Source organism: Shewanella sp. SM73 (genome assembly GCF_025653795.1).
Classification (GTDB): Bacteria; Pseudomonadota; Gammaproteobacteria; order Enterobacterales; family Shewanellaceae; genus Shewanella; species Shewanella oncorhynchi.
In genome coordinates, this window is record NZ_JAKKRY010000012.1 from 29,197 (window position 1) to 54,799 (window position 25,603).

The following is a 25,603-nucleotide window of genomic DNA, read 5'->3' on the forward strand; positions in this document are numbered from 1 at the left end:
TGTATTAATACAGTGTGTAAAGGCTAATGTTAGAACTTTTAAATGTCAACCCCAGCAGTGGTGAACCCATTTACAAACAATTACACGAACAAGTCGTGCGTTTAATTGTGGGCGGTCAACTGCAAGTGGAAGACGTATTACCCTCAGTGCGCCAGATTGCCGAGCATTTAGCGGTAAATCCCATGACAGTTTCCCGCGCCATTCAACAGCTGGTTGACCAAGGTTGGCTCGAACGTCGCCGCGGCCAAGCGACAAAAGTTGCGTTGCGAACTGAGACTATGGCATCGGGTATTAGTCTGCTCGAACCCCAGCTCGATGCCCTGTTGTCGCAGGCAAAGCAGTTAGGTGTCAGCTTGCCCGAGTTGCTGCAACTGCTAAATGAGCGCTGGCAAGATTAGAAAGTAATGTACCGATAAATAGCATAAAAAGGATGAAATTCGATGGACCCAAAGCGCACGCCAATACTTGAATTTAACCGAGTGAATAAAATCTTTCGCGGTAAAGGCGCGGGTGAAAAGTGGGCGCTTAAGGATTTATCGTTAACTTTGTCGGCGGGTATGGTGGTGGGGTTATTGGGGCAAAATGGGGCGGGTAAATCGACCCTAATGCGCTGTGCCTTGGGTGTGCTCACACCAGATTCTGGCAGTATTGTTACCTTAGGCGAAACGCCCGAAAACTTAACTTCAAAGGCAAAGGAGCGTTTAGGTTATGTACCGCAGCAACCCTTTGGTTATGAAGGTTTTACTATTGAACGCGCCCTCGATTTACACCGCAGCTTTTATCCCAATTGGGACATCCAATTAGAGCAAGATTGGCTAGTTCGTTTCGAGTTAGATGTGACCCAACAGGTGCAGCGTTTATCGGTTGGGCAAAGGCAATCATTAGCGTTAATTATGGCGATGGCCTATCGCCCTGAGTTGTTAATCCTCGATGAACCCGTTGCCAGCCTCGACCCTATAGTCCGGCGCAAGTTTATGGTCGATTTGTTCGATCTTGCCCTCGAATCTGGTTCTGCCGTGCTGTTTTCATCCCATATCACCTCTGATTTAGAGCGAGTTGCCAGCCATGTGGCACTGATTAAACAGGGCGAGTTAGTGCTGTTTAAGGAAATCGATGCCCTGCGTGAAGAAGTGCGTTTGTTAACACTCGCGCCCGAAACTGTTTTGCCCGAGTCAATTACAGTGCTGAGCCGTGTTGGCGATTCGGTGCTGGTGGATTTAGGTGAGCACAGCGCGTCAATATCAGGTGTGTTAAAGAATGAAGCTTTAAACTTGGAGCAGCTGTTTATGGAGCTACACAGATGAGTGCGGCGCACCATAAGCAGATACAAGTCGCGAAGGGCAAAGGAACGAGTCAGCGAATGAATCCTTTCAAGGGCATGCTGCGCTTTTGGTGTTTTGATATCGGCAGTGTGAGCTTTTTAGGTACGGCGATACTGGGGGTGATCTTAGCTTGTATCGCCGCAGTTTATGGTAAAAATGACAGTGCTGAACTGTTGTTTTCTATGGGGATTATCTCAAGTTCGGCGGCGGTTGCATGGCAACTCATACGTCTGATGGCGAATGAATGCGCACAGTTAATGCCCCATTATCGTCGCCATATCTACATTCAAAGTGTCACTGTTTTAGCTAGCGTTTTTGGCATAGGTGTCTTGTTCTGTTGGGCTTTAGGTTTGACGGCTAGCCTAGCGAGCTTAGTGCTGGCTTTGGTGATGAGTTTAACTTTTATTTGGCTTTGTTTACTCAGTACTCAGTGGTTTTATGCTTCGTTTTTACTTTTTGTCTTAATGCCGTTTATCCCATTGATTGCAGAGCACATTCCCCTTTGGCTAAGTGCTATTGCCCTGCTGATTTTAGGTATGCTGATTGCGCGTGCATGCGGTGTTTTACCTTGGCGCGCTGAGGCGAGGACGGTATATCTCAATGGTCTCGAAATGGGGTGGTTTTGGCTGCCGAATCTGCAATCGATGCGTATCTTGAGTCGCTTCGAGCGTTATTTGCATCCCACCAATTTTTTTATCGGCCCTATGCTCACCATTCTATTGTTATTACTGCCTATATTAGCCTTAGTGCTTGGGCTGTTGTCGCATCAATTTCATTTGAATATCCCTGTATTATTGTTTTTGGCGCAGTTCAGTGTGATTAGTTGTTCGCTGGTGCATTGGAGCCGAGTGCAACGCTCGCGCTCGACAGAAACCTTATTGTTGATGCCAGGGTTTGATGGTCGAAAAGGACTCATAGCGGCATTTTGCCTTGGACAGCAAAGACTCCTGAATGTGGTCGTCGGCATTATGCTGACGTGTAGTCTGCTGTTGGGCTGGCTCAATGGTGATCTGAATATGCAGTTAGTGGGTCATCTGGTGCTCAGCACTTACTGGGCCTGCGCCTTGACGTTAGGTCTTGGCTGTATGTGTCGCCGAGTTTTGCATATCACGCTCACTATGATGGTCGTCGCGGGGCATTCCCTGTGGGTGTCCATCAGCCTTACGTCTTTAAGTGATGGCGGCAATTTAACTAATTGGTTGCTATGGGATCTACTCTTAATACTGCTTGGGCAAGCGGTGCTGATTTGGGGCAAGAAAACCCTCTGGAAGGGCGATGTTATGAGGGCATGTTGACGTTTCGAGATTAAATTTTGTTCGCTCTGGCAAGTAAGTGAAACCAAGAGTGGTACGCCGCTAAAGCCTATTTACAGCGTGATTTGGGCGACATTTGCACAACATTAGAGCAAAAACTCTTAGTTTTTATTTGGCCTTCAGGTAGAATGCTGCAAAAGCGGTACACTTGTAAGCTAAAAAGGTGAGTCTCTTATGTCTCTCGATCAATATCATGTTATTCGACTACTACAGCAGCAGAGCGAGTCTTTAAAAGACGCAGTAGCGCTGGAAGGTTTTGAAATGGCCGCTCCTTGGTATCAGGTGAGTTGGCAAGCCTTCGACCAAATCAGCAGTAAAATTGCACAAGTGTTGATCGAACTTGGCGTACAAGTGCAAGACCGTTGCGTTATTCTGGCGCAAAACTGCCCGCAGTGGACTTGTGCCGATGTCGGCACTCTCAAAACTCGCGCCGTTGTAGTGCCAATTTATCCCACCAGTACCGTCGAACAGGCGAGCTTTATCGTTAACGACGCCACCGCTAAAGTGATTTTTGTCGACGACGCTAAGCAATACGCCATGGCGTGTGAGTTGCAAGCCTTATGCCCAAGCCTAGAGCATGTGATTGTATTCGATGCCAGCGTGACACTCGCTGCCGATAAGGCCAATCAGCATTGGCATCTAGATACCCTACTGGCGGGTGACACTCAGTTAAACATTGAGCAAGAAGCCGAGCTTAATCAGCGTTTACATGCTGCAAATCTCGATGATTTACTGACCTTAATTTATACCTCCGGCACGACGGGCGATCCTAAGGGCGTGATGCTGGATTACCGTAATATGGCGTCTACCATACGTCAGCACGATCAAAAACTGGCCTTCCATTCTGGCGATGTGTCTTTGGCATTTTTGCCATTGAGCCATGTATTTGAGCGCAGTTGGAGTTTCTACGTCTTGTGCCGTGGCGGCCATAACGTCTATCTGCAAAATACCCAAAGAGTGAAAGAGGCGATTAGCGCCGTGCGTCCACATACCTTGTGTGTGGTGCCGCGTTTCCTCGAAAAAGTGTATAGCGCCGTACAAGATAAAGTCGCCAAATCAGCCGACGGTCGTAAGAAGTTGTTTGCTTGGGCGATGCGCGTCGGCCAACGTCAGTTCGAAGTTGGCCAAGGTCGTGCTAAGGGCGGATTGTGGTTGTCGCTGCAATGGCGTTTGGCGCACAAGCTGGTGTATAGCAAGCTGCAGGCTGTGCTTGGTGGCCGTTTGAAGTTTATGCCTTGCGGTGGCGCAGCCTTAGATGTGAATGTCGGTAGTTTCTTCCATGCGATTAATATTCCAGTACTTTGTGGGTACGGTATGACAGAAACTAACGCGACTGTGACCTGCAATACCTTAGGTAATCGAGTGCCGGGTTCCAATGGACAACCTTTGCTGGAAACCGAAATTAAGTTAGGTAAGGACGATGAGATTTTAGTCCGCGGCGCGACTGTGATGCGCGGCTATTACAATCGTCCTGAAGATACCGCCGCTGCGTTTGAGGATGGTTGGTTAAAAACCGGCGATGCAGGGCGTTTCGATGCGAACGGCAATTTATTTATTACCGATCGTATTAAAGAATTGATGAAGACCTCCAACGGTAAATATATCGCGCCGCAAAGGGTTGAAGGCGCCGTAGGCTGTTGTCCTTTTATCGAGCAAGTGGCGATTATTGCCGATGCGCGTAACTATGTGACCGCTTTGATTGTGCCAGCGTTTGAGTCACTGGAAGCGTGGGCGAAGGACAAAGGGCTGAAGTATGAGTCACCTTTAGAATTGCTGCGCCATAGTCATGTGGTTGAGCATTTTGAGCAACGCTTAAAGCAGTTACAGCATGAGTTGGCCGGTTTTGAACAGATTAAAAAGTTCACTCTGTTGCCTGAAGCATTTTCGATGGAAGCGGGTTTAATCACCCCAACGCTCAAGCTGCGCCGCAAGATGATTTACCATAAATACGCCCATGAAATAAATGCTATGTACAACAACTAATTGTTAAGTTGTTGTTGCTAAAGGCCGCGGAAGCGGCCTTTTTTTTATCTACTACTTCCTGAAGTGCTTTTCTTCGCTTAAAATTCGCCCCGTTTACTGGTGCGCATGAGGCGCGAGGCGTCGGTATAAAAGGTGTAGTTAAATGGAACTTTCGATTCGTAGTTTATTCGCTGCAGTGAGTGCGGTGTTGTTATCTTCTTTAACTGTCATTCCTGCAGCTGACGCTGAGGATTACGAAAAAATCGTCCATGGCCCAGTGGACTTGCCTAACGGGCAATGGCTCAATTTCTATCAAAAAGATCATAAAGTGTGGGGCGAAATGCTCTATGGCGATGCGCCCGGCGTGCGTCTTGATGATTATGGTTCTGCTGAAGTGGTTGCGGTTTTTTACCTCGATTTTGATAAAGGTGGCACCAAAGAAGTGGTTGTCATGCTGAAAGATGCCGATGGTCAGCATTTACGGGGCTATGGTTTTGAAGGGGATGATCTCACAAAACTTCCCCGTCTACAGGTTGTGCTCGATGAAGTCGCACCAACCTTAACCTCGTTTACCGTGGGTAGCGTTCGTAAAGTACTAAGCCAAATTCCGCCGCAACAATACCGTATGACCTATGATGTTGACGCGATTGAAGATCCCGCCATTAAAGCGGTTGTCGATGGTTCTACTAAGCTCAAGCCGACCTTAGTGGGTTATCGTAATTCCGAAGGTTCACCCGTCGATGTGAAGACAGCCGTCGAATATAAATTACGTTATCCACTCACTCGCAAAGATAAAGATGCCCAAGGGATTGAGCGCCAATATAGCTTAGTGACCACCTTTGATCGCAGTGGTTATAGCGAAGAAGACGGCAGTTTTGTATTGGTGAGCGTGGCCTTTGAGGCCGATGATTTTGATTGGCTTAAAAGTGGTGGTGCCGTGATCCCTAAAACAGGCCCATCCTATGATTTTATGAGTATGGGCATGGGGAGCACTTGGGCAGGGCTTGCCAGTGAAAGTCATTATGCCCAAGGTGTGCTCGATGGCCCGTATGCAGCCTACGATGGTCGCAATGGTAGCGTGGTTTACTCTGGTAACTACAAACAGGGCAAAAAAGTCGGTAAGTGGATGGAGACAGAGAACCAAGCCATTTATTGGGAAGGCGAATATCTTGACGGTAAAAAGCAAGGTAAATGGATTGCACAGTCGATGTTCGATGAGGCCGATAACTTTGGTTTTGCCCATTACAATCAGGATGTGCTCGACGGCCCCTACGAAGTCTATGAGCCCGATTATGACTCCAGTGCAGAAGGCGATAAGCGATTAGTGGCAAAAGGTATTTATCTTAATGGCGTAAAAGATGGCGAGTGGCTTGAGGCTGATGGCAGCAAAGGCCAATATCAAAAGGGTGTCAAACAAGGTCCTTGGGTCGATAAAGTGACGAGCGGACATTTCCGTGATCAAGTTGGTGAAGGCGCCTATCTTGCCGGAAAACGCACTGGCCTTTGGGTATTTAAAGCCGAAGATGGGACTCGTACCGAAGTGAACTATGTCAATGGCTTACGTCAAGGAGAGTCTAAATCATTCGACAAAAATAATCTGATGTTTAATACCCGTCATTATGAGCAGGGTCGCCTTAATGGTCAGAGTATTTGGTATTCAAGTCCGAATGTCGTGGTGGATATCGCTAACTACCGCCAAGGAGAGTTGGATGGTCAGCAAATGCGCTTTAATCCCCAGAACGGTGAGCTGACTGAACTAACGAGTTATAAATTCAATGAAGCGGTGACGCTTAAGCCTTCGCACGATGAATGTATTATGCGTGAGAATCCCTACTCAGATGATTGTGAAGGGGTGATTAATGGTAAAAATGAAGAAATTTCATCGATAAAACACGGTGAGCAGCGCGAATATCATAGCAGCGGCTCCTTGTATAAATTGGCTTATTACACCAATGGCGCTGTAGATAAAGAATATCAGTTTGATTCCAATGGCCGTTTATTAAATTTAAAAACGTACAAAGCGGGTAAGGAATACGGCCCAAGTATCAGTTATTCCACTGATGGTGGTTACTCACTCTCCCGATATGGTCACCAAGTGAATAACCGTGTCTCTGGCCCCCATTACAGTTTCTATCCTAATGGGCAATTAAGAAGCCTGTGGAACTACTGCCAGCAAGAAGGCGAAACCTGGAACGGTGAACCTTATTTCTGGGATAACGCCATTGCGCGCTGCGGTATACAGCGCGAGTACTTTGATAATGGTGCCGTGAGTTGTATTGAAGACCTCGATAGCAATTATGCCGTGGATAAAGTGTGTTACGACATGAATGGCAAGATAGCGAATGAAATGCTGCGTATCGATGAACAGCATGTGATCCACAAGCGCTACATTAACGGTGTTATCTATTCCGAAGAGCCGGGTTTTGCCGATTACTCACATATCACTAAGGGCCGTAAGATTTATCACTTAGAGAACCCAAAAACTCATGGGGTGTATAAGTCTTATAAAAATGGCAAGTTAGAATACGAGAAAATGTATGATATGGGTAAGGCTGGATGCCTTAAAAAGTACGATGCTAACGGCAAGCAAACCCCAGAAACGGCGAGTTGTCAGTTTTAAAATGCTAGGTTTGGGCTAGTGGCTAGAACCTGTTTGGCTTAGGATAATGGATGAGTTTGGTGGTTGGTTTAATTACGTTAATCACCACGCTCTTCCATTCATAAAATAATAAAAAGGAAGTTTGCATGTCAGCCACAGAATACAGTCTCGAAATCAATCCAAGATTTACTGAAACCGACGGCCTAGGTCATATCAACAACACTGTGATCCCCGTATGGTGCGAAGCGGCGCGCACGCCAATCTTTGAGATTTTTAATCCCGAGTTAGATTTGCATCAGTGGAACTTAATCGTCGCGGGGTTTACCGTGGCATTTATCGCGCCGACTTACTATGGCAAGAGTGTCACAGTAAAAACCTATGTCAGCCGTATCGGTAATAGCAGCTTCGAGCTGACCCAAACCTGTTGGCAAGCGGGCAACAAGACCGCCGAAGTAAAAACCACACTCGTACATTACGATTACAGCAGTGAAAAAAGCCGCCCGATTCCTGAAGATATCCGCGAAATGCTCGCTAATCTGAGTGGTGAAAGCGCTTAGTCTGCTTACTCTTTCGGTCAGCGTAATTGCAATTGCGCTGCTGAAGGGTTAATTTGTCGACCCGCTAACTGTGATGCAGATCACTTGTCTGTATCGCTTAATTTTTATCGGTTCGGATTAACCATGAGATTCTATTTTACCCGCATGCGATCGAAGGACATTTGTCCACCAAGACAGCCACTTAAAAAGATTGTGTGGTCATGGATTGGGGCTTTCTGTGGCATTTACTTGGTCGCGAGTCTCGCAAATTATATGAGTGAAAACCTCGTCGACACTATGTTTGTCATTGGCTCGTTTGGTGCGTCGGCTGTGCTGGTCTACGGTGCACCGCTAGCGGAGTTTTCTCAGCCGCGTAACTTGATTGGTGGCAGTGTGTTATCGGCCTTAATTGGGGTCGCAGTGTACCAAGTGTGTGGCGATTATGTGGTGCTGGCCAGCGCCTTAGCGGTATCCCTGTCTATCGCATTCATGTACCTGACTCGGACTCTTCATCCTCCGGGCGGCGCAACGGCATTGATTGCCGTGATTGGCGGTGAAAACGTGCATCAACTCGGCTTTCTTTACGCGTTAATGCCAGTGTTCCTCGGCTCAGTATTACTCTTACTGGTCGCGCTGGTGGTCAATAACCTTTCCACCGATCCCAAGCGCCATTACCCTGTTTATTGGATTTAGCGAACTCGTTCTTAAATCTGCTTATTTCAAAAACTTCTGCACATACCAGCAGCTGGCTTGGATAGTAAAGTCTTGGCCTTTGGCCCACTTTAAGCCGTGGCGCACTAAGCGTTCGGCAAGGCCTTTACCGCGCAGCTCGTTGGGGACAAAGGTGCGGCTGAAATCGATATCCTTGCCTGATAATCGGTATTCCAACACGGCTTCATAGCCGTCGACAGGGATAATAAAACGCTGTCTATCCTGTTGATGTTCAATGGCGATCTCGATATTTTCGTTATCTGACATACATGCTTCCCTCAAGGTATGGCCTAAAGTGTGCTGGCAATTCGTTATTGATTTTAATAGCTTAAGCGATTTCGTGCTGTTTGAGAATCGCCAGCAGTTCTGCCGGTAACTCGGCTTTTTTGCCCGTTTTAAAGTTAAACATTACGGCGACTGAAGTGCCTAAGGTGGTTACTGCCTGCTGCTGTTTACTAAAAGCCTGATAATGCATGGTAAATCTATCGCTGTGAATATCGCTAATACTGACACTCACCAATAAAGTATCGGGGAAAGTCACTGGGCGTTTATAGCGAGCCTGATTTTCGCTGATTACGGGGCCAATACCTGATTTATACAGGGTATCTAGCGGGAAGAGACGATTGAAAAAGTCGATACGTGCCGTTTCAAAATAGCGGAAATACACCACATTATTAACATGTTGTAGGGCATCCATTTCACCCCATGCAACGGGGATTTGGGTAACGATAGGGTGCTGTGCGAGAAACTTTTCCATTGCCTGTTCTTGTACACCTTCTTGCAACTGTTGTTTAAATCCCATGATAAAAATCCCAAGTTAAAACGCTCGTTTAAGCGGCCAGACTAGCAGCATAAGATTGCTGCGACAAGTCTTGGCCTAAGCTGATACTGTGGCTGATAATGGCAAGCAATGCAGATATGAGTAATGTCTTTAAAGGGTTAGGTTGAGCTATGTATATTGGACAAGCGGCAAAGCAAACAGGGCTGTCGATAAAAGCGATTCGCTTGTATGAGGAGTGGGGGCTCATCGACACTCCCGCACGTCAGGGGCGTTATCGTATTTATAGTGCGGCGGATATTAGGCTGTTGTTGCTGATCAAAGAGGCCAAAGCCCTCGGTATTAAGCTTGTCCAACTAAAAGATTTACTCGAACAAGGCGATAAGCATGCTCAGTTAGCCACAGTGCAGGCTTTTTTGTTGGGTATTAAAGCGGATTTTTTACGCCAGATAAGTGAGTTAGAACATAAAGTCACTCAGTTAGATGCCTGTATTGATGGGCTCACCTCCTGTGAGTCGCAGCTGTTACCTTAGGCCTTGACTCTCCCCTTAGGGGCAGAGTTTATGCTATTTGCCACATTGACTGTTATGGAGTTTCATCGTGGCAAAAAAAATTTTAGTGATTTGTGCTAATCCTAAGGCGCAGAGTTTTTGTGAGCAGTTAGCGACAACCTATGCCCAAGCGGCGGCAGATAAACACTCAGTGAGAATCGTCAAACTAGCTGAGCTGAATTTTGACCCGAATCTGAGCTATGGTTATCGTCAACCTCAGCCACTCGAAGCCGATTTGCAGACGTTTCAAGCGAATATCCAGTGGGCAGAGCATGTGGTGATTGTCACCCCGATTTGGTGGGGCGGTATTCCTGCTAAGTTTAAAGGCTTAATCGATAGGACATTTTTATCTGGGTTTGCATTTCAATATGAGAAAGGTAAATTGATACCCGCTAAGTTGCTGCGCCATAAAACCTCGCGAATTATCATGACCATGGACACGCCGCCTTGGTATTACAAGTGGTTTCAAGGCGCTCCCGCGCTCAAACAGCTTGATACCGCCACCTTAGTATTTAGTGGTTTTAAGCGGGCTAAGTCCAATATGTTGGGGCCAGTGATGAGTGCTAAGGAGCCGCAATTGCAACAATGGCGAGCGTTGGTGCAGCGGCTGGGGAATTTAGGTTTATAGAATCTAGCGAAACAAGGAGTGGGGTGTGATTAAACAAGTGGGCAATACTCTTATTCAGCCAAAACACAGAGCGTCTTGCCATTGTGGTGCCGTGGTATTGGAGTTGTCATTGCCTAATGGCATCGAAAATCCACGCCGTTGCGATTGCTCTATCTGTCGTCGTAAGGGCGCAATGGTTGGCTCTGTGCCGCTGGCGGGGATTAAGATCCTCAAGGGTGAGGATGCGCTGAAACTCTATGAATTCAATACCAAAACTGCTAAACATTACTTCTGCTCTATCTGCGGTATTTACACCCATCACCAGCGACGTTCCAATCCCCATGAGTATGGTTACAACATTGGTTGCCTCGAAGGGGTCAATCCATTCGATCTCGAAAATGTGCCCACGAATGATGGCGTTAACCATCCTGCGGATCGTTAGATTATGAACATAGGTCAGTTTGCTACACTCACAGGGCTGTCGGCGCATACGCTCAGATATTACGAGAAAATTGGCCTACTGCAGTCTGTCGTGCGAAATGGCAGCGGGCATCGTGATTATGCGGCGAAAGAAGCGGAATGGATTGGGTTTATCAATCGCTTAAAAGAAACGGGCATGCCGTTAAAGCAGATATTGACCTATGCCGAGTTGCGTGTCCAAGGCGATGTAACCGCTGGCCAGCGACAGCAGTTGCTCGAGCAACATGCAACACAATTGGCTGAGCGTATTCGCCAAGAGCAGGAGCATTTGGCTGCCCTTAAGCAAAAAATTCACTATTACCAAACTCATTTTTAGTGGCTAAGCTCAGTCGCTAACATTTGTGGTTAAATGCTAAAAAGCTAATATTATTTACTTTTCTATTTGCTTGCGCCTCTAGTCGGCGAGTTAAACAGAGGGTTAGTTTTACTGATCCGCATTGCCTGTGTCATCCATCAATGAACCATTGACTTAGAGTTAACTCTAAGGTTTAGGCTGCTTGCTGTGATTTAATCCAACAGGAGCTAAAAATGAGTAATCAAAGATATGTGCAGGGCCTCGCTAAACTGACTGAAATCGACGGTGAGGCGGGGGAGAAAGTCATCCGCAGTCTTGCCGATATTTGCCCTGACTTAGGCAATTACATTATTGAATATCCTTTTGGGGATATTTATCAGCGTGAAGGGCTCGACCTTAAGACGCGGGAGCTAGTGACAGTTGCCGCACTCACGGCGCTAGGGCATTGCCAGCCACAGTTAAACGTACATATTAATGGCGCATTGAATGTGGGTTGTACGCCGCAGGAAATTGTTGAGGTGATATTGCAAATGTCGGTTTATGCTGGCTTTCCTGCTGCACTTAATGGCATGTTTGTCGCTAAAACCGTATTTTCTGAGCGGGAGTTAAGCGTCGTTTAGTTAATCCTGAGTCAGGTTTATTGATTTGTAAAAGTGACGATAAGGCCGCTTTGATTTCCTCTCAAGTTCATTTTAGTTGGATTTAAACTGGCGATGGGGTGTTGCAGAGCTTTCATTCGACTCTAAGCAGAGCGTTCGACTTTGGCTAGAGATAGCCAAAGTGACCAATGTACCGAGATTGAGTGGCACAGTTGCCATCACTGTGCTTTGCACATTACAGTGGCAAATGTTGCCCGTCTTACTATTTCAATGGAATGTAAAATAATAATGAATTTAATCGGTTACATTGGGGCGGCTCGCCAATACTTGCGAAAGCTCAGTTTACCATCACTGAGTGACATCCGTTTAGGTTTGGGCAAGTTCTGGCGCTGTCTTATCCTAGGGGTTGCTAAGTTATCCTTTGCGCAAAAGCTGTATCTTATTGCTTTGATATTGGCTTTTAGTAGCGAGTTAATGGGGTTGGTCGCTGTGATTGCCGTAATCGCTATGGCCATCGAGTTTTGGCCTGTGTTCGAGCGGGTTTGGCACAGTTTGGCGGGCAAAGCTGTGTTGTTGCTGTTTTATGCGATGATTGCCAACTTTGCTTTGGGCTGGTCTGGCGCGATAGTCAACGAAGTGGTTGGGGTCTCAGCAAGCGATCTCAATTACACCCATAACTTAGCGATTCTACTCTATATGCCCGCTTGGTTTTTGATGGTAAGCGCGATCGTGCTGCTGGCATTGCAGTTGATTATTCCTATCTATTTAATATTGATTTTTTTGCTTAAACCTTTGGGTGTCAAGTCGTTACGGCTTACCTCGCATACTTCATTCCGTAAAACGACTTTTTTGATCCGTATCGTGCTAGCGACTGTGGTTTTGTATCACTTGAGCCTGTTAATTGATTTAGAGACTCGCATTGAAACCTCATTTGGCAGCTTTATTACCTCTCCCCAAGAAGCCGCTAAGCATGCGCCTCGCGAGCCTAAATCGGGACGGTTGCCGGATGCGACCGATGTGCTGACGGTACCGATTGTAGAGCTAACTCAGACTGCTCTTGACTCTGAAAGCGATAAATCGAGCAAGGCTGAGAATAGTAATGATGACAGCGAGCTGGAAGAGGAAGATCGCAAAAAGGCCTACGCCTCAGTGCGAACTCAATATCAGTACTTAGTGCGGCAATGGCTAGCAACGTTCGCATTTTCACTTGAAGCGAATGGCCGCTCGCGTTGTAAAAAGCCTGCCGAGTCGAATGTGATTGAATTAAATGATTACGAGATTTTGTTGATCACACCCGATAAGAATGCGGATTATGGTTATCGTTTTGAGGTGGAAAAATGTATCTCGGCCGCGTTTCCGCTAGCGGTGAAGGGCAATTGAGTCAATTAATAAAAAAGCGACCACAAGGTCGCTTTCGTTTTATAGGCTAAATCAGCTTGAGCTGACTGAGTCGACTATCGTGTTATTCAACCATCACGTTATTCAATAATTGCATTATTCAATCAGCAGCTCATCGAAGCTGCTGATTTTGCGGAACTCGCCAGTGCGTTGCTTGCTGTCGCGAACCATTTGGCAGGTCATCATACCCGCAGCGTCGGCAGCCTTTAATTCTTCAATGACATCAGACACAAATAGCACTTGTTTGGGGCTTAAGCTGATGGTGTTGAGGATATTGCAGTAAGCCTGCTTATCTAATTTGTTGCCCGTGCGGGTGTCGAAATGGCCGTTAAACATTTCAGTTAAATCGCCGCCGTCACTGTGGCCGAACAACAGTTTTTGCGCGTCGACAGAGCCGGATGAAAAACTGTAAATACGCAGATTTTGTGCGCTAAAACGTTTCACCGCTTCAATAAAGTCCGGGAAGATATGGCCCTTAAATTCGCCATGGGCATAGCCTTGTTTCCAAATTAACCCTTGTAAGGTTTTAAGTGGCGTGGCTTTACGGTCTTCGTTGACCCACTGTTGCAGGATCTCAGTTACACGCGCTAAGTCAGCCTCGGGCTCTAGGGCGATATCTTTAGTGTCACAAATACAGTTTTCAACCAATACATTGTGTTGGTTCTGTTCTAAAAAGTCTGGCAAGGCTTTGACAGAATAGGGGAATAGTACATCTTGGATAAAGTTTAGGTCTGTCGTGGTGCCTGCTGTGTCTACGACTATGGCTCTGATACCCATAATGTTTTGATACTCCACAATATGTTGGCTAAAAAATGCAACTCCGATCCTAAGCGTTATTGGTGAAATTGGCTAGTCTATTTCACCCAAACACATGGGCAAATTGTGGGTGATATCACTAAGCGATAAGATTGAAATTTGATTAATCTAGTAATTTTAAAAGCTTATCCACTGATTATCCGAGAAAACACTAACTTGATACTGGATTTCATCTCGTTTATTGCGCACAAGTTTGTGGTAGACATAAGACTATGGTCTTAATAGCTAAGGGAAATTTAGGCTGCTATTGTAGTTAAAGTCTCTTTACTCCTTTATACCTTGCATGCTGTGGTTTTCGGGAGACGAGACAGCATATTTCACCTGCGAATAGAGAGACCTTACATGAAATATTTACCCGCACTTGGCTTTGGTATCCTATTAGCCTTATTGAGTTTTATCAGTTTCTCATTGGTCGCCAGCGCAGGTTATATGTTGGACATGTTGAGTGCGGTGCCTCACATCTCGCATAACAGTGTGGAGTATCTTTTATTGGCGGCTCATGATGCGAGTTTGCTGATATTGCTTGCAGGTTTAGTGCTTTATGCTTACCACAGGACCTTTCCTAAACTTCCCTTCGATTGGTTTACCGCTGTGCTTATCCAAATGCCGCTTGGCTTGGCGGTACTGGTATTAGATGGTTTTACTTTAAACCTGTTTTCATTCAAAGGTTTTGCTCTAACGTTGACCACTTTAGCCGCTTCATTTGGGGTGTTAAGCCTCTTTTGGTTGCTTCAACGCAGAGCTAAGCGTTTCGAGGCGAGGCTTAGTAAATAAGCAGAATTTACAGAACATAGCGTAGGCGCAGTGCCGTTTGTTCAACAGGGGATAACGCGAGCCACTGTTCTCGGATTTCCACGGCCTCTTGCGGATAGTCGGTAATGAGCACATCGGCTCCCAGCGCCAACATGCGCCGCATTTGCCGTGGATTATTTACTGTCCATACATGCACTTGCTTACCTCCTTTGTGTGCACGGGCGATAAATTTTTCGTTAGTAATCGATTGATTGACCGCTAAGAATTGTGTATTCGCCTTAATGGGATCGCCAATGGATTGAGTGACGATAAGGCCAGTGTGAATGGAAGGGTCGAGTCGTTGCACTTCTTCAATGGCTCTTGCTTCGAGCGATGTAATCACCACTTGTTGTGTCATTTTCTCTTGTTGCAATAAGGCGACAACGGCCTGCGCCAAGCTGGGATCGGCTTGATTATATTTAAGCTCAATGTTCAAACCGATTTTGTTGCGTGCCTCATTAAGCATCTCTAGTAGTGTTGGTACAGATTCCCCTGCAAAAGCGGCACTGTGCCAGCTCCCCGCATCAAGTTGTTGCATTTCACTCGCATTGAGGTTGGCAACTCGCCTTGGATCGCCCGCTATGCGCATCAAATCAGCATCGTGCAATACCATTAAGGTGCCATCGGATGCCGTTTGCACATCGATTTCGGCATAATCCGCCTTTTCTGCAATCGCTAAACGCAAAGCCGCAAGGGTATTTTCTGGTGCCCTAGCAGCGCCAGCACGGTGGGCAGTAATCAGGATTTCATCCCTTTGTGGTTCACTATTGAGGGCATATACCCCTAATCCCAACATGATTAAAAAAGTGCCGACCAACACCCCGCTTATTGTATAAAGCGACAGTTCAGACGTTCTTTTTACCGTTTGTCGCCCAAGGCGTTCTAACCCTGCGGGTTTTTCTCCCAGTTGGCGGTATAACAGCAAGATGATAAAGGCTTCGCCAAACATTCCGAGTAAGGACCATGCCGCACTGAGCATAAAAATCAGTGCAGAGACGAGGGCCAAAATGGCTAATTCTGCCGAAAGTGTCAGCGTAACCCTATCGAGTAAGCTATCGGTTCCCCAGGAGATCAGCAGTATTAAGGGATACGCCAAAGCACCTATCCTCAACCACCAACCCGCAGCGTGCCACATAATCGGGCGTTCATTGCCTACGCTTAATTGCCAGCTGCGTTTGAGTGCCGTCAAAGCATCGGTCGTTTCACTCACAATAATCGTCAGTGAAAAGGCCGCTTTGGCCCACAGATATAAGGCAACAAGGACATAGATTATCGCTAAGAAGGCCATACTCGTTAAGGCGAGATACCAGTCTATGGGCTTGAAATACAAGTAGTAATTAATATCGTGTCCCTGTAGAAACACGCTGAAAATCAGATATCCTAACCCGATAAAAGGTACGCTGAGCAGCAGTAAGCAAGCTGCATAAATGCTACCAAGGCGAATAAATACGGGTAAGCGCGCTGTCGCGAAAATCAGCGCCCGCACTGGGCCAATGGGAATATCGTATAACCCAGATGCTGCGAGAATCGTGACTCCAGCACGTTGGGTAAAAAACACGGTAAAGCTGCTGAATAGAGTAATGACCATAAACAGCAAGCCATAGGGAGACATGGCAAAGGCGATTAAGTCGTAATTGGTTATGGTGACATTGCCCGTTTTGGCAATCAGATGGCGCAGTAACCAACCAAAAGACGGGACGATAATACCCGCCGACACTAAGGTGAATAACAGTTCAAATTCAATGAGTTTTCTACCGCAGCGACGAATGGCTTTAAGCGTGTCATGCCAGTAACTGTGTTCAGGATTGAGCATGCCGCTTCCTTATTCGTGCGAGTTAGGACTGTAATTTAGCAGCGTTTCAGGTTTAAGGTTAGTCATTCGTGTAATGTTTTGAGCTGGTGAGTCAGTTGTTATTATCCATAACGCAATAAATACACTGATTATTTCAAGTTTCCGAGCTGCGCCTATGTCGGGTCGTTTGTCATTGAGCTTTCTTCAAAGTGTAATAATAGATAGCTCGTTAAGTTGGTTCACTCGATTTAGTATCGTCGCCAAGTTTATTGGTATCGCAATCTTTCTCTATTTTAAACATTGGGTTGAGTATATTCGGCTGTGAGTGTGCTGATGGTGATACCTTCTATTCTTATTTTTGATATTTAATATGTTTTAGTGAGTCGACTTTATAAATAAATTACTTATCCCAGAAGTGCACAATATCGCAGATTAAGCCTGTCTATGTTTTGTTGCTTATTCAATATTTTGATTTTTTTGTGGATAAAAATCAAAATATTGAGATGTAAACTTGGTGATTAATCTAGGTAAGACCTGCGTATACATGTTTGCCTCGTTAAAATCCGTGAATCAGATTTACCTCGTCTGGTTTACATACTAAAATTTCACGCAATTTACCCGTGTCAAAGGGATTGCGTTGGTAACAGTCGTTCTTTTATGTAGTTCTACATGATAAGAATTTGCTTATAAATAAAAGAGTAGTAATAAATTGTCTTATAAAAAATTTAATGCATTTTTGAACGCAAACATGCGGACCTTTGAAATGGTTGGTGTTCTAATGCGCATATTTAGTTTCTCACTTGTCAGTTGGCTTGGCCCTGAAAGTCCTTTTATGTTTGTATGGATTTTCAACACGATAGATGCTGTTTTGCTAACATGGTGTGCCGCTTTACGCAAAGATGCCGCTTACACGTTACTCAATGGTTTTTGGATTTTGATTGGTATTGTAGGGATCGCAAGAGCTGGCGGATTGATTCACTAAGTTTTCTGGTTCATGTCAGTGAATCACTCTACCCCAGACTGATTCATCACATCGCCAAAACATGCCCTTAAGCCCTGTTATCGGGTATTGGAGGGCATTTTTTTTACCCTAAAATGAATCAAATTCCTTAAGAACTGATTCAAGCCATCTTGATGACGCCACATTATCAACATAACGAGTTTGTGATGGCGGCGCAGTTTCCTGTAACTCAAATTGCATAAGGCTAATGGCTAAACTAGATCGTCAATATGCGCGGGAGTTGATGAGATTAAGCACTGGCATCTAAGTCACCGTTTGTGACAGGGATGTCACGGTCGAGCCCTCAAGGATGAGTTTATGGCGCGTCACTGGAAAGCTAGTGCTTAATCATTTTCTGATTATTTGCACATTGCCGCACACTCAGTACAGGGCTACTTAGTTGACACAATCAATCAATCTCGATATTGTTGATACAGTCAACTATATCGAGAGCCTTCTATGTCGTCATTGTCACTCAGTGAAACTTTGCACAGATTAGTGCATGCCTACAAAAAGCAATTGCGTAGTGATATTGCTGCACAAGAGATTGATTTACCTGTCACTCATATCCGTGCCTTGAAGGGGGTTTGTCGTAATCCTGAATCAACGGCCCAGTCTATCGCCCTGCGTATGCAGCGGGATAAAGCACAAATTACCCGTGTTCTTAATGAGCTACAGCAGAGTGGGTTGATCACTAAAATCGATAACCCTAAGGATGGCCGCAGCCAGTTGCTGCGACCCACGGCTGAGGGGGAAAAGATCATGACTCAGATCAATGCCTCAGAACGTAAAACCGTGGCGCGCATGACGCAGGCGCTCAGTTCAGACGAAGTTGATACTTTTATTAAACTTGCCAATAGGATCAGTAAAAGTGTGGATGATGCTGCTGCCGCCAAAAGTGAAACTGATTGCCTTACTCAAAAAAGACCATCTAGTAAGCCAAAAGATACGGCTGGAAAAGGAGCCATTGAGTTGCGCTTAACGGCAGAAAACGCAATAGGAGAAAATCATAATGAATAAACCTGCACCACGTGAGCTAGAAGTGATCCGCTCGACTTATATCACTCCGCATATGTTACGCATCACCTTAGGCGGTGCGGGATTGGCTGGATTTCCTGTCGATCAAGAGAGTGCCTATATCAAGTTGTTATTCCCACAAGCGGGTGAGCGTCCATTAATGCGAACTTACACTATCCGCCAGCAACGCGATGATGAAATCGATGTGGATTTTGTGCTGCACGATACTGACGGCCCCGCATCGAGTTGGGCGAAAACGGTGCAGGTGGGCGAACTCATTCAAATTGGCGGACCCGGACTTAAAAAACTGATCAACTTTGAGGCGGATTGGTTTTTACTCGCAGGTGATATGACAGCCTTACCCGCAATTAGCGTGAATCTGGAAAAATTGCCAAACAATGCAGTAGGTTACGCTGTGGTAGAAGTGCTAAGTGAAGCAGATATTCAACCTTTAGTGCATCCTGAACGCGTCGAGCTGCATTGGGTGATCAATCCTGAAGCCGATCCCGAAGGTCGCCCTTTGGTCGAGCGAATTGCCCAATTACCTTGGCTTGCTGGCGAGCCAGCCGTGTGGATTGCCTGTGAATTTAACAGCATGCGCGCGCTAAGAAGACACTTTAAGCAAGCGCATTCACTGCCCAAGAGCCATTTTTACACATCGAGCTATTGGAAAATTGGTTGTAATGAGGGCGAGCATAAGCTGGTAAAACAAGAAGATGAACAGTTAGAAAATGGGGCCAGTGTTTAAATCAAGATAAGGTCGCCAAGTTTGATTTAGCGACCTTATCTAACCTTTCGCTTATGCCGTTTTTGCTGCTGATGCACCTATTATTGATGCATTTAGGCTACTGGTGAACTAGCTTGCCATTCTTCACCACATCTTTGCAGGGATTGACGCCATAGCTGTAGGCCAACTGCGCAGGCGTGGCGATATCCCACAGACAAAAATCGGCTTGTTTGCCAACGACTAAACTGCCAACAGTGTCTTCAATTCCTAGTGCTTTGGCGGCATTTAAGGTGAGTCCTGTTAGGGCTTCTTCTGGCGTTAAGCGGAACAAGGTGCAGCCCATATTCAGCATCAACAGGGTTGAGCAAATGGGGGATGAGCCTGGGTTGAAATCGCTGGCGAGCACCATAGGTACGCCGTATTGGCGCAATAAATCGATAGGTGGTTTTTGGGTTTCCCGCAAAAAGTAAAACGCGCCGGGCAGCAGTACGGCGCAGGTGCCGCTTTCACTTAAGGCTTTTACGCCTGCCTCATCTAAATATTCGATATGATCCACAGACTTAGCACCAAGATGTGCGGCCAGTGCGCTGCCGCCCATATTGGTTAACTGCTCGGCATGGAGCTTAATCTCTAAGCCCGCCGCTTTGGCTGCGTTGAGCACCCGTTCGGTTTGCTCAAGGTTAAAGGCGATATTCTCGCAGAACACATCCACTGCATCGGCAAGATTTTCGGCGATCACTGCGGGTAGCATCTTATTGATAATTAAGTCGACATAGCCGTCGCTATTGTCTTTATATTCTGGCGGAATCGCATGGGCGCCAAGGAATGTGGTCTTCACATCTACGTGGTGATGTTTGCCGAGCTCGCGGGCGACACGCAGGATTTTCAATTCAGTTTCAGTATCTAAGCCGTAACCCGATTTGATCTCAACCGTAGTCACTCCTTCTTTGGCTAGCGCGTTTAAGCGCTGGCGGCCGAGTTCAAATAATTCTGCTTCATCCGCTTCGCGGCAGGCCTTAACGGTCGAAATAATGCCGCCACCTGCACGAGAAATTTCTTCGTAACTGGCGCCCTGTAGGCGTAACTCAAATTCATTGGCGCGATTACCGGCAAAGATTAAGTGGGTGTGGGCGTCAATTAATCCTGGGGTGATCCAACCGCCTTTGCCCCTGTAAACGGGAATGGACAAAACATCGAAGGCGGGCAGTTCGCTGCGGGGGCCAAGCCAAGCAATTTTGCCATCTTTTACTGCGATGGCCGCGTTGGTGATCGCACCATAAGGTGCTGATACGGAAGGGTCCATTGTGGCTAAGTTAACGTCTATCCAAACCTGATCCCAAGACATGTATTCCCCTCGCTGTGCTGGCAGATGTTAACCAAGTGATTAACGGTTTATTAAATTTATGTGAGCTGTCTTGTATTTACTTGTATATACAAGCTAGGATTGTAGCCGCAATTTTGAACGTTTGAAAGAGTGAATAGTACCTAGATTCTAGCGCTTTATATTGAGGAAATGTTTTGGCTACTCCTAAGTTTGCAGAAATTAAGCAATACATTATCTCCTCTATCGAGTCGGGTGAGTGGGAAGAACATGCTCGCGTGCCTTCTGAGAATCAGCTTGCCGATTTGTTTACCTGCAGCCGAATGACGGCGCGACGTGCGTTAACCGAACTGACGGATAGCGGTGTGCTTGAGCGTTCTCAAGGGCTAGGCACCTTCGTCGCAGGGTGTAAATCCCAGTCGTCTATGTTGGCGATCCGCAATATTGCCGATGAGATAAAAGACCGCGGCCACGGCTATAGCGTGCAGCAATGGGTGTTAGAACAAGTCGTGGCGAGTACGAGTATCGCAATTTCCCTTGGGCTTGAGCACGGTGCGACAGTCTTCCATTCGATCTTAGTGCATTGCGAGCAGGGCTTACCGTTGCAAGTTGAAGAGCGTTATGTGAATCCTGAGTTGGTGCCCGATTATTTATTGCAGGATTTTACCCAGCAGACACCCCACGAATATTTGTCCCAAGTGGCACCGCTGACCGAGGCGCATCACACGATTGAAGCGATTATCGCCAGTGAAGAATTACAGCAAAGGCTCGAAATCCCCACCACTGAGCCCTGCCTACAGATTTTACGCCGCACTTGGTCACGCCAAGGCGTCGTGAGTTTCGCAAAATTAGTTCACCCAGGTAGCCGCTTTAAACTCGGCGGCCACTTAACCTTTAGCAAGTAACGCCAGTGGCGTGATTAACAGATGTAAATCAGTAACTTTGATAGCTGTACCCTTATAAGTTAAAAGATAAAAACACAATAAAAACAATAGTGCTAACCCGTATTAGCGACTTAGCGAATACGAGTTAGCACCACAGGTTGAAAGAGGAAAATTCAATGGATAAGCGCCACGACCCAAGCCGCCGTATTATTGCACCGCATGGCACACAATTAAGCTGTAAGAGTTGGCTCACAGAAGCGCCAATGCGTATGTTAATGAACAACTTACATCCCGATGTCGCCGAGCGCCCAGAAGACTTAGTTGTCTACGGCGGTATTGGCCGCGCCGCCCGCGATTGGGATTGTTATGACAAAATCATCGAAGTCTTACAACGCCTCGAAGACGACGAAACCTTATTAGTGCAATCGGGTAAACCTGTGGGTGTATTTCGCACCCATGCGGATGCACCGCGCGTACTGATTGCTAACTCAAACCTAGTGCCACATTGGGCGAACTGGGAGCATTTCAACGAGTTAGATAAGCTAGGTTTGGCCATGTACGGCCAGATGACGGCGGGTTCTTGGATCTATATCGGCACTCAAGGCATAGTCCAAGGCACTTACGAGACCTTTGTGTCGGTCGCAAAACAGCACTTTGAGGGTATCTCTAAAGGCAAATGGATCCTCACTGGCGGGTTAGGTGGCATGGGCGGCGCACAAACGCTGGCGGGCACTATGGCTGGCTTCTCAGTGTTAGCCTGTGAAGTCGACGAGACCCGCATCGATTTCCGCCTGCGTACTCGCTATGTTGACAAAAAAGCTACTTCGCTCGATGAAGCATTAGCCATGATTGAAGAAGCGAACCAAGCTGGCAAGCCAGTATCCGTTGGCTTACTGGCGAACGCCGCCGATGTGTTTGCTGAATTAGTTAAACGCGGCGTTACCCCAGATGTCGTGACCGACCAGACCTCGGCACACGATCCATTAAACGGTTATCTGCCGCAGGGCTGGACTATGGCTGAGGCTGCGGCCATGCGTAAAACCGACGAAGCGGGCGTAGTGAAAGCGGCGAAAGCCTCGATGGCGGTGCAAGTACAAGCCATGCTCGACCTGCAAACCGCGGGTGCAGCAACGCTCGATTACGGTAACAACATTCGCCAAATGGCGTTTGAAATGGGCGTTGAAAACGCCTTCGATTTCCCAGGTTTTGTACCTGCTTATATTCGTCCACTGTTCTGTGAAGGCATTGGCCCGTTCCGCTGGGTGGCGTTATCTGGCGATCCCGAAGATATTTACAAAACCGACGCTAAAGTCAAAGAACTGATCCTAGATAACCCACACTTGCACAATTGGTTAGACATGGCGCGCGAGCGTATCGCCTTCCAAGGTCTGCCTGCGCGTATTTGCTGGGTTGGCTTAAAAGATCGCGCTCGCTTGGCGTTAGCTTTCAACGAAATGGTCAAAAATGGCGAGTTGTCGGCGCCCGTGGTAATTGGTCGCGACCACTTAGATTCTGGCTCTGTTGCCAGCCCGAACCGCGAAACCGAATCTATGTTGGACGGCTCAGATGCGGTATCCGATTGGCCATTGCTGAACGCGTTACTCAACACCGCTAGCGGTGCAACTTGGGTGTCTTTGCACCACGGCGGCGGCGTCGGCATGGGCTTTAGCCAACATTCGGGAGTGGTCATTGTGTGTGACGGCACAGATGCGGCGGCAAAACGGGTTGGCCGCGTGTTGTGGAATGACCCAGCGACAGGCGTGATGCGCCATGCCGATGCGGGCTACGAGATTGCGAAAAACTGCGCCAAGGAGCAGGGCCTCGATTTACCTATGCAAGACTAGCCGATGCTAACGACTCAATAACAATAATAACTAAAAGCTTGGAGCTAAAAATATGAAATCTGTGAATCACTTAGTGTTAACGCCGGGCAGCTTGAGCCTAGCGCAATTGCGCGAAATCAGCCGTCATAAGTTGACACTGGAACTCGCACCTGAGGCCATTACTGATATCAACACCAGTGCGCAAATCGTGCAGAAAGTGTTGGATGAAGGCCGTACCGTTTATGGCATCAACACGGGCTTTGGCTTGTTGGCCAATACCAAGATAGCGCCCGAAGATCTGCAATTGCTGCAACGTTCTATCGTGTTGTCACATGCCGCTGGCACGGGGCAATACATGCAAGATGCCACAGTGCGCTTGATGATGGTGTTAAAAATCAACTCGTTAAGCCGTGGTTTTTCAGGCATTCGTTTAGAAGTGATTAACTTCTTAATCAGCTTAGTGAACGCCGAAGTGTATCCCTGCGTGCCAGAAAAAGGTTCAGTCGGCGCCTCGGGTGACTTAGCGCCACTGGCGCACATGTGTTTGCCTATGCTGGGTGAAGGCGAAATGAGTTATCGAGGCGAGTTAATTTCTGCTGCCGAAGGTTTAGAAATCGCTGGTCTCAAGCCAATCGATTTAGCGGCCAAAGAAGGGCTGGCTTTGCTTAACGGCACACAAGCGTCGACTGCGCTGGCGCTGGAAGGGTTGTTCCATGCCGAAGACTTGTTCGCAGCAAGTTCAGTGATCGGTGCTATGAGCGTCGAAGCCGCTATGGGCAGCCGTAGCCCGTTTGATCCTCGCATCCATGCGGCGCGTGGTCAGAAAGGTCAAATCGATTCGGCCATGGTCTTCCGTCATCTACTGGGTGAAGAGTCTGAGATAAGCTTAAGTCATGCTAACTGTGAAAAGGTGCAAGATCCTTACTCACTGCGCTGTCAGCCACAGGTGCTGGGTGCTTGCTTGACCCAAATTCGTCACGCGGCTGATGTGTTAGGCACAGAGGCCAATGGCGTAACCGATAACCCACTGGTGTTCCAAGACACGGGCGATATCATTTCGGGTGGTAACTTCCACGCCGAACCCGTGGCTATGGCGGCGGATAATCTGGCGATTGCAATTGCTGAACTGGGCTCCATTGCCGAGCGTCGTATCGCGCTATTGATCGATTCTAGCCTGTCGAAACTGCCCCCTTTCCTTGTGAAAAACGGCGGGGTGAATTCGGGCTTTATGATCGCCCAAGTGACGGCGGCGGCATTGGCGTCTGAGAACAAAACCTACGCTCATCCGGCATCAGTTGACAGCTTGCCAACATCGGCAAACCAAGAAGACCATGTTTCTATGGCGACCTTTGCGGCCCGCCGCTTGCGCGATATGAGCGAAAATACCCGTGGTGTACTGGCAATTGAATTGTTAGCGGCGGCTCAGGGTTTAGATTTCCGCGCGCCTTTAGCCCCAAGTGCTGCAGTGGCTAAGGCTAAAGCCGAATTACGTGAAGTCGTCGCTTATTACGATAAAGACAGATACTTCGCGCCAGATATCGAAGCCGCGACAGATTTGTTGTATACAGCGAGCTTTAACACTTATCTGCCAGCAGGAACGCTAGCCAGCTTTTAGGCGTTTGTTTTAGTTTAATGGCTGAACAGGTGTTTACTCCGCGGGAATAGGCTGCACTGAGGCGCTTTTGTTATCGCGCCCAGATTTTGCGCCTCAATGTGCTAAAAATAAGCGTTAAAAGGCAAAATTTAAGGTGCAGGCAGATTGCTTGTGCCTTTTTCTTTGGTTTTTATCTGCTTTTCCTCGATCTTTGTCTTTGCCATTTTGGTGTGTTTAACACCGCAGACTCTGCACTTTTTGCCCTAATCTTTACATTGTCAGTTTTTGTGGCTGTCTATCCCTCTATAAACCGTTACCTTTGTGTTTTTATTCGCCATCATTATGCATATTTGAATGCATATAATAATTTTTAATAACCATAACCCTATGGTGTGGGACAATATGGGGTTGTCATGTTGGACAAATTGTCTTTTGTGGTTTATTAGTTTTTAATTCCTTAAATTGTGCTTTTATTATCATTTGTTGGTCTTTGGTGCTTTATTTGAAATGTTTTTTGGAGTTAAGTTCTGTGGTTGTTTATTTGAGATCTTGATCTCATGTCATTATTTGTTATCTATTTCTTCTTTGGGGATAATCTTAAATTAAGTGTGGTCTTTAGTAGGACTCACTCAATCGGTTGCCATTTTTACCACAGCAACCACTAGACTCATAACGACAAGAGTGTG

25 protein-coding genes are annotated in these 25,603 nt (G+C 46.8%); 20 read left to right on the top strand and 5 right to left on the bottom strand.

What is annotated here, in order from left to right; translation table 11 throughout:
* Positions 1–26 precede the first annotated feature (26 nt).
* The 7 genes from L5M51_RS15925 to L5M51_RS15955 all read left to right on the top strand — a co-directional run bounded on the left by L5M51_RS15925 (position 27) and on the right by L5M51_RS15955 (position 8,425).
* Positions 27–398 (top strand): GntR family transcriptional regulator, encoded by a 372-nt coding sequence (locus L5M51_RS15925; RefSeq protein WP_168826852.1) that lies wholly within the window; start codon positions 27–29, stop codon positions 396–398.
* Positions 399–440: 42 nt separating this feature from the next.
* Entirely contained in the window at positions 441–1,304 is an 864-nt protein-coding gene (locus L5M51_RS15930; protein ID WP_263173709.1) for an ABC transporter ATP-binding protein, read from the top strand.
* Complete coding sequence (locus L5M51_RS15935; RefSeq protein ID WP_263173710.1) at positions 1,301–2,617, top strand: VIT1/CCC1 transporter family protein; 1,317 nt, start codon at positions 1,301–1,303, stop codon at positions 2,615–2,617. Before L5M51_RS15930 ends, L5M51_RS15935 begins: the two co-directional genes overlap by 4 nt.
* A 192-nt stretch (positions 2,618–2,809) precedes the next feature.
* Positions 2,810–4,618, top strand: coding sequence for an AMP-dependent synthetase/ligase (locus tag L5M51_RS15940; protein ID WP_173242490.1), 1,809 nt, complete (start codon positions 2,810–2,812; stop codon positions 4,616–4,618).
* A 142-nt stretch (positions 4,619–4,760) separates the two neighbouring features.
* On the top strand, positions 4,761–7,217 hold the full coding sequence (locus tag L5M51_RS15945) for a toxin-antitoxin system YwqK family antitoxin (protein WP_263173712.1): 2,457 nt from the start codon (positions 4,761–4,763) through the stop codon (positions 7,215–7,217).
* A 125-nt stretch (positions 7,218–7,342) separates the two neighbouring features.
* Positions 7,343–7,753: an acyl-CoA thioesterase gene (locus L5M51_RS15950; RefSeq protein WP_173497266.1), complete on the top strand. Its 411-nt coding sequence runs from the start codon at positions 7,343–7,345 to the stop codon at positions 7,751–7,753.
* Positions 7,754–7,876: 123 nt separating this feature from the next.
* Complete coding sequence (locus L5M51_RS15955; RefSeq protein WP_105250927.1) at positions 7,877–8,425, top strand: HPP family protein; 549 nt, start codon at positions 7,877–7,879, stop codon at positions 8,423–8,425.
* Between the two features lie 21 nt (positions 8,426–8,446).
* Here L5M51_RS15955 and L5M51_RS15960 read toward each other — a convergent pair whose 3' ends face one another.
* Positions 8,447–8,710: a GNAT family N-acetyltransferase gene (locus L5M51_RS15960; RefSeq protein WP_131524569.1), complete on the bottom strand. Its 264-nt coding sequence runs from the start codon at positions 8,708–8,710 to the stop codon at positions 8,447–8,449.
* A gap of 61 nt (positions 8,711–8,771) precedes the next feature.
* Positions 8,772–9,200 carry an acyl-CoA thioesterase gene (locus tag L5M51_RS15965; RefSeq protein WP_263173782.1) on the bottom strand — a complete coding sequence of 143 codons (429 nt, stop codon included), beginning with the start codon at positions 9,198–9,200 and terminating at the stop codon, positions 8,772–8,774.
* 194 nt (positions 9,201–9,394) lie between these two features.
* On the opposite strand from L5M51_RS15965, the gene L5M51_RS15970 reads away from it, so the two are divergent.
* The 6 genes from L5M51_RS15970 to L5M51_RS15995 all read left to right on the top strand — a co-directional run bounded on the left by L5M51_RS15970 (position 9,395) and on the right by L5M51_RS15995 (position 13,133).
* Positions 9,395–9,754, top strand: a complete 360-nt coding sequence (locus L5M51_RS15970; protein ID WP_105250930.1) for a MerR family transcriptional regulator — start codon at positions 9,395–9,397, stop codon at positions 9,752–9,754.
* A 67-nt stretch (positions 9,755–9,821) separates the two neighbouring features.
* Positions 9,822–10,400, top strand: a complete 579-nt coding sequence (locus tag L5M51_RS15975) for an NAD(P)H-dependent oxidoreductase (RefSeq protein ID WP_263147188.1) — start codon at positions 9,822–9,824, stop codon at positions 10,398–10,400.
* 25 nt (positions 10,401–10,425) lie between these two features.
* A complete protein-coding gene (locus L5M51_RS15980) occupies positions 10,426–10,821 on the top strand; it encodes a GFA family protein (RefSeq protein ID WP_105250932.1) in 396 nt (131 codons plus the stop codon).
* A 3-nt stretch (positions 10,822–10,824) separates the two neighbouring features.
* Complete coding sequence (locus L5M51_RS15985; protein WP_263147186.1) at positions 10,825–11,175, top strand: MerR family transcriptional regulator; 351 nt, start codon at positions 10,825–10,827, stop codon at positions 11,173–11,175.
* 212 nt (positions 11,176–11,387) lie between these two features.
* Positions 11,388–11,774: a carboxymuconolactone decarboxylase family protein gene (locus L5M51_RS15990; protein WP_263173714.1), complete on the top strand. Its 387-nt coding sequence runs from the start codon at positions 11,388–11,390 to the stop codon at positions 11,772–11,774.
* Between the two features lie 267 nt (positions 11,775–12,041).
* The gene (locus L5M51_RS15995; RefSeq protein WP_263173715.1) at positions 12,042–13,133 is read left to right on the top strand and encodes a hypothetical protein; all 1,092 of its coding nucleotides are present in this window, start codon (positions 12,042–12,044) and stop codon (positions 13,131–13,133) included.
* A gap of 114 nt (positions 13,134–13,247) precedes the next feature.
* On the opposite strand, the gene mtnC is transcribed toward L5M51_RS15995, so the two are convergent.
* Positions 13,248–13,928, bottom strand: coding sequence for an acireductone synthase (gene mtnC / locus L5M51_RS16000; RefSeq protein WP_105253037.1), 681 nt, complete (start codon positions 13,926–13,928; stop codon positions 13,248–13,250).
* Positions 13,929–14,309: 381 nt separating this feature from the next.
* On the opposite strand from mtnC, the gene L5M51_RS16005 reads away from it, so the two are divergent.
* The gene (locus tag L5M51_RS16005) at positions 14,310–14,741 is read left to right on the top strand and encodes a hypothetical protein (RefSeq protein WP_263173717.1); all 432 of its coding nucleotides are present in this window, start codon (positions 14,310–14,312) and stop codon (positions 14,739–14,741) included.
* 7 nt (positions 14,742–14,748) lie between these two features.
* Here the strand turns inward: L5M51_RS16005 and L5M51_RS16010 are convergent, their stop codons facing one another.
* The gene (locus L5M51_RS16010; protein ID WP_263173718.1) at positions 14,749–16,572 is read right to left on the bottom strand and encodes a glycerophosphodiester phosphodiesterase; all 1,824 of its coding nucleotides are present in this window, start codon (positions 16,570–16,572) and stop codon (positions 14,749–14,751) included.
* A gap of 688 nt (positions 16,573–17,260) precedes the next feature.
* Between L5M51_RS16010 and L5M51_RS16015 the strand changes: the two genes are divergently transcribed.
* The 3 genes from L5M51_RS16015 (at position 17,261) to L5M51_RS16025 (ending at position 19,316) form a co-directional block, all read left to right on the top strand.
* On the top strand, positions 17,261–17,533 hold the full coding sequence (locus L5M51_RS16015) for a hypothetical protein (RefSeq protein ID WP_014610083.1): 273 nt from the start codon (positions 17,261–17,263) through the stop codon (positions 17,531–17,533).
* Between the two features lie 477 nt (positions 17,534–18,010).
* Entirely contained in the window at positions 18,011–18,571 is a 561-nt protein-coding gene (locus tag L5M51_RS16020) for a MarR family winged helix-turn-helix transcriptional regulator (RefSeq protein WP_113941237.1), read from the top strand.
* On the top strand, positions 18,564–19,316 hold the full coding sequence (locus tag L5M51_RS16025; protein ID WP_263173719.1) for a siderophore-interacting protein: 753 nt from the start codon (positions 18,564–18,566) through the stop codon (positions 19,314–19,316). Before L5M51_RS16020 ends, L5M51_RS16025 begins: the two co-directional genes overlap by 8 nt.
* A 97-nt stretch (positions 19,317–19,413) precedes the next feature.
* Here L5M51_RS16025 and hutI read toward each other — a convergent pair whose 3' ends face one another.
* Entirely contained in the window at positions 19,414–20,640 is a 1,227-nt protein-coding gene (gene hutI, locus L5M51_RS16030) for an imidazolonepropionase (RefSeq protein ID WP_263173720.1), read from the bottom strand.
* A gap of 173 nt (positions 20,641–20,813) precedes the next feature.
* Between hutI and hutC the strand changes: the two genes are divergently transcribed.
* From hutC to hutH, 3 genes are all read left to right on the top strand, one after another.
* A complete protein-coding gene (gene hutC, locus L5M51_RS16035; protein ID WP_263173721.1) occupies positions 20,814–21,521 on the top strand; it encodes a histidine utilization repressor in 708 nt (235 codons plus the stop codon).
* A 155-nt stretch (positions 21,522–21,676) separates the two neighbouring features.
* Entirely contained in the window at positions 21,677–23,344 is a 1,668-nt protein-coding gene (gene hutU, locus L5M51_RS16040; protein ID WP_263173722.1) for a urocanate hydratase, read from the top strand.
* A 52-nt stretch (positions 23,345–23,396) separates the two neighbouring features.
* A complete protein-coding gene (hutH, locus tag L5M51_RS16045; protein ID WP_173242519.1) occupies positions 23,397–24,938 on the top strand; it encodes a histidine ammonia-lyase in 1,542 nt (513 codons plus the stop codon).
* Positions 24,939–25,603 lie beyond the last annotated feature (665 nt).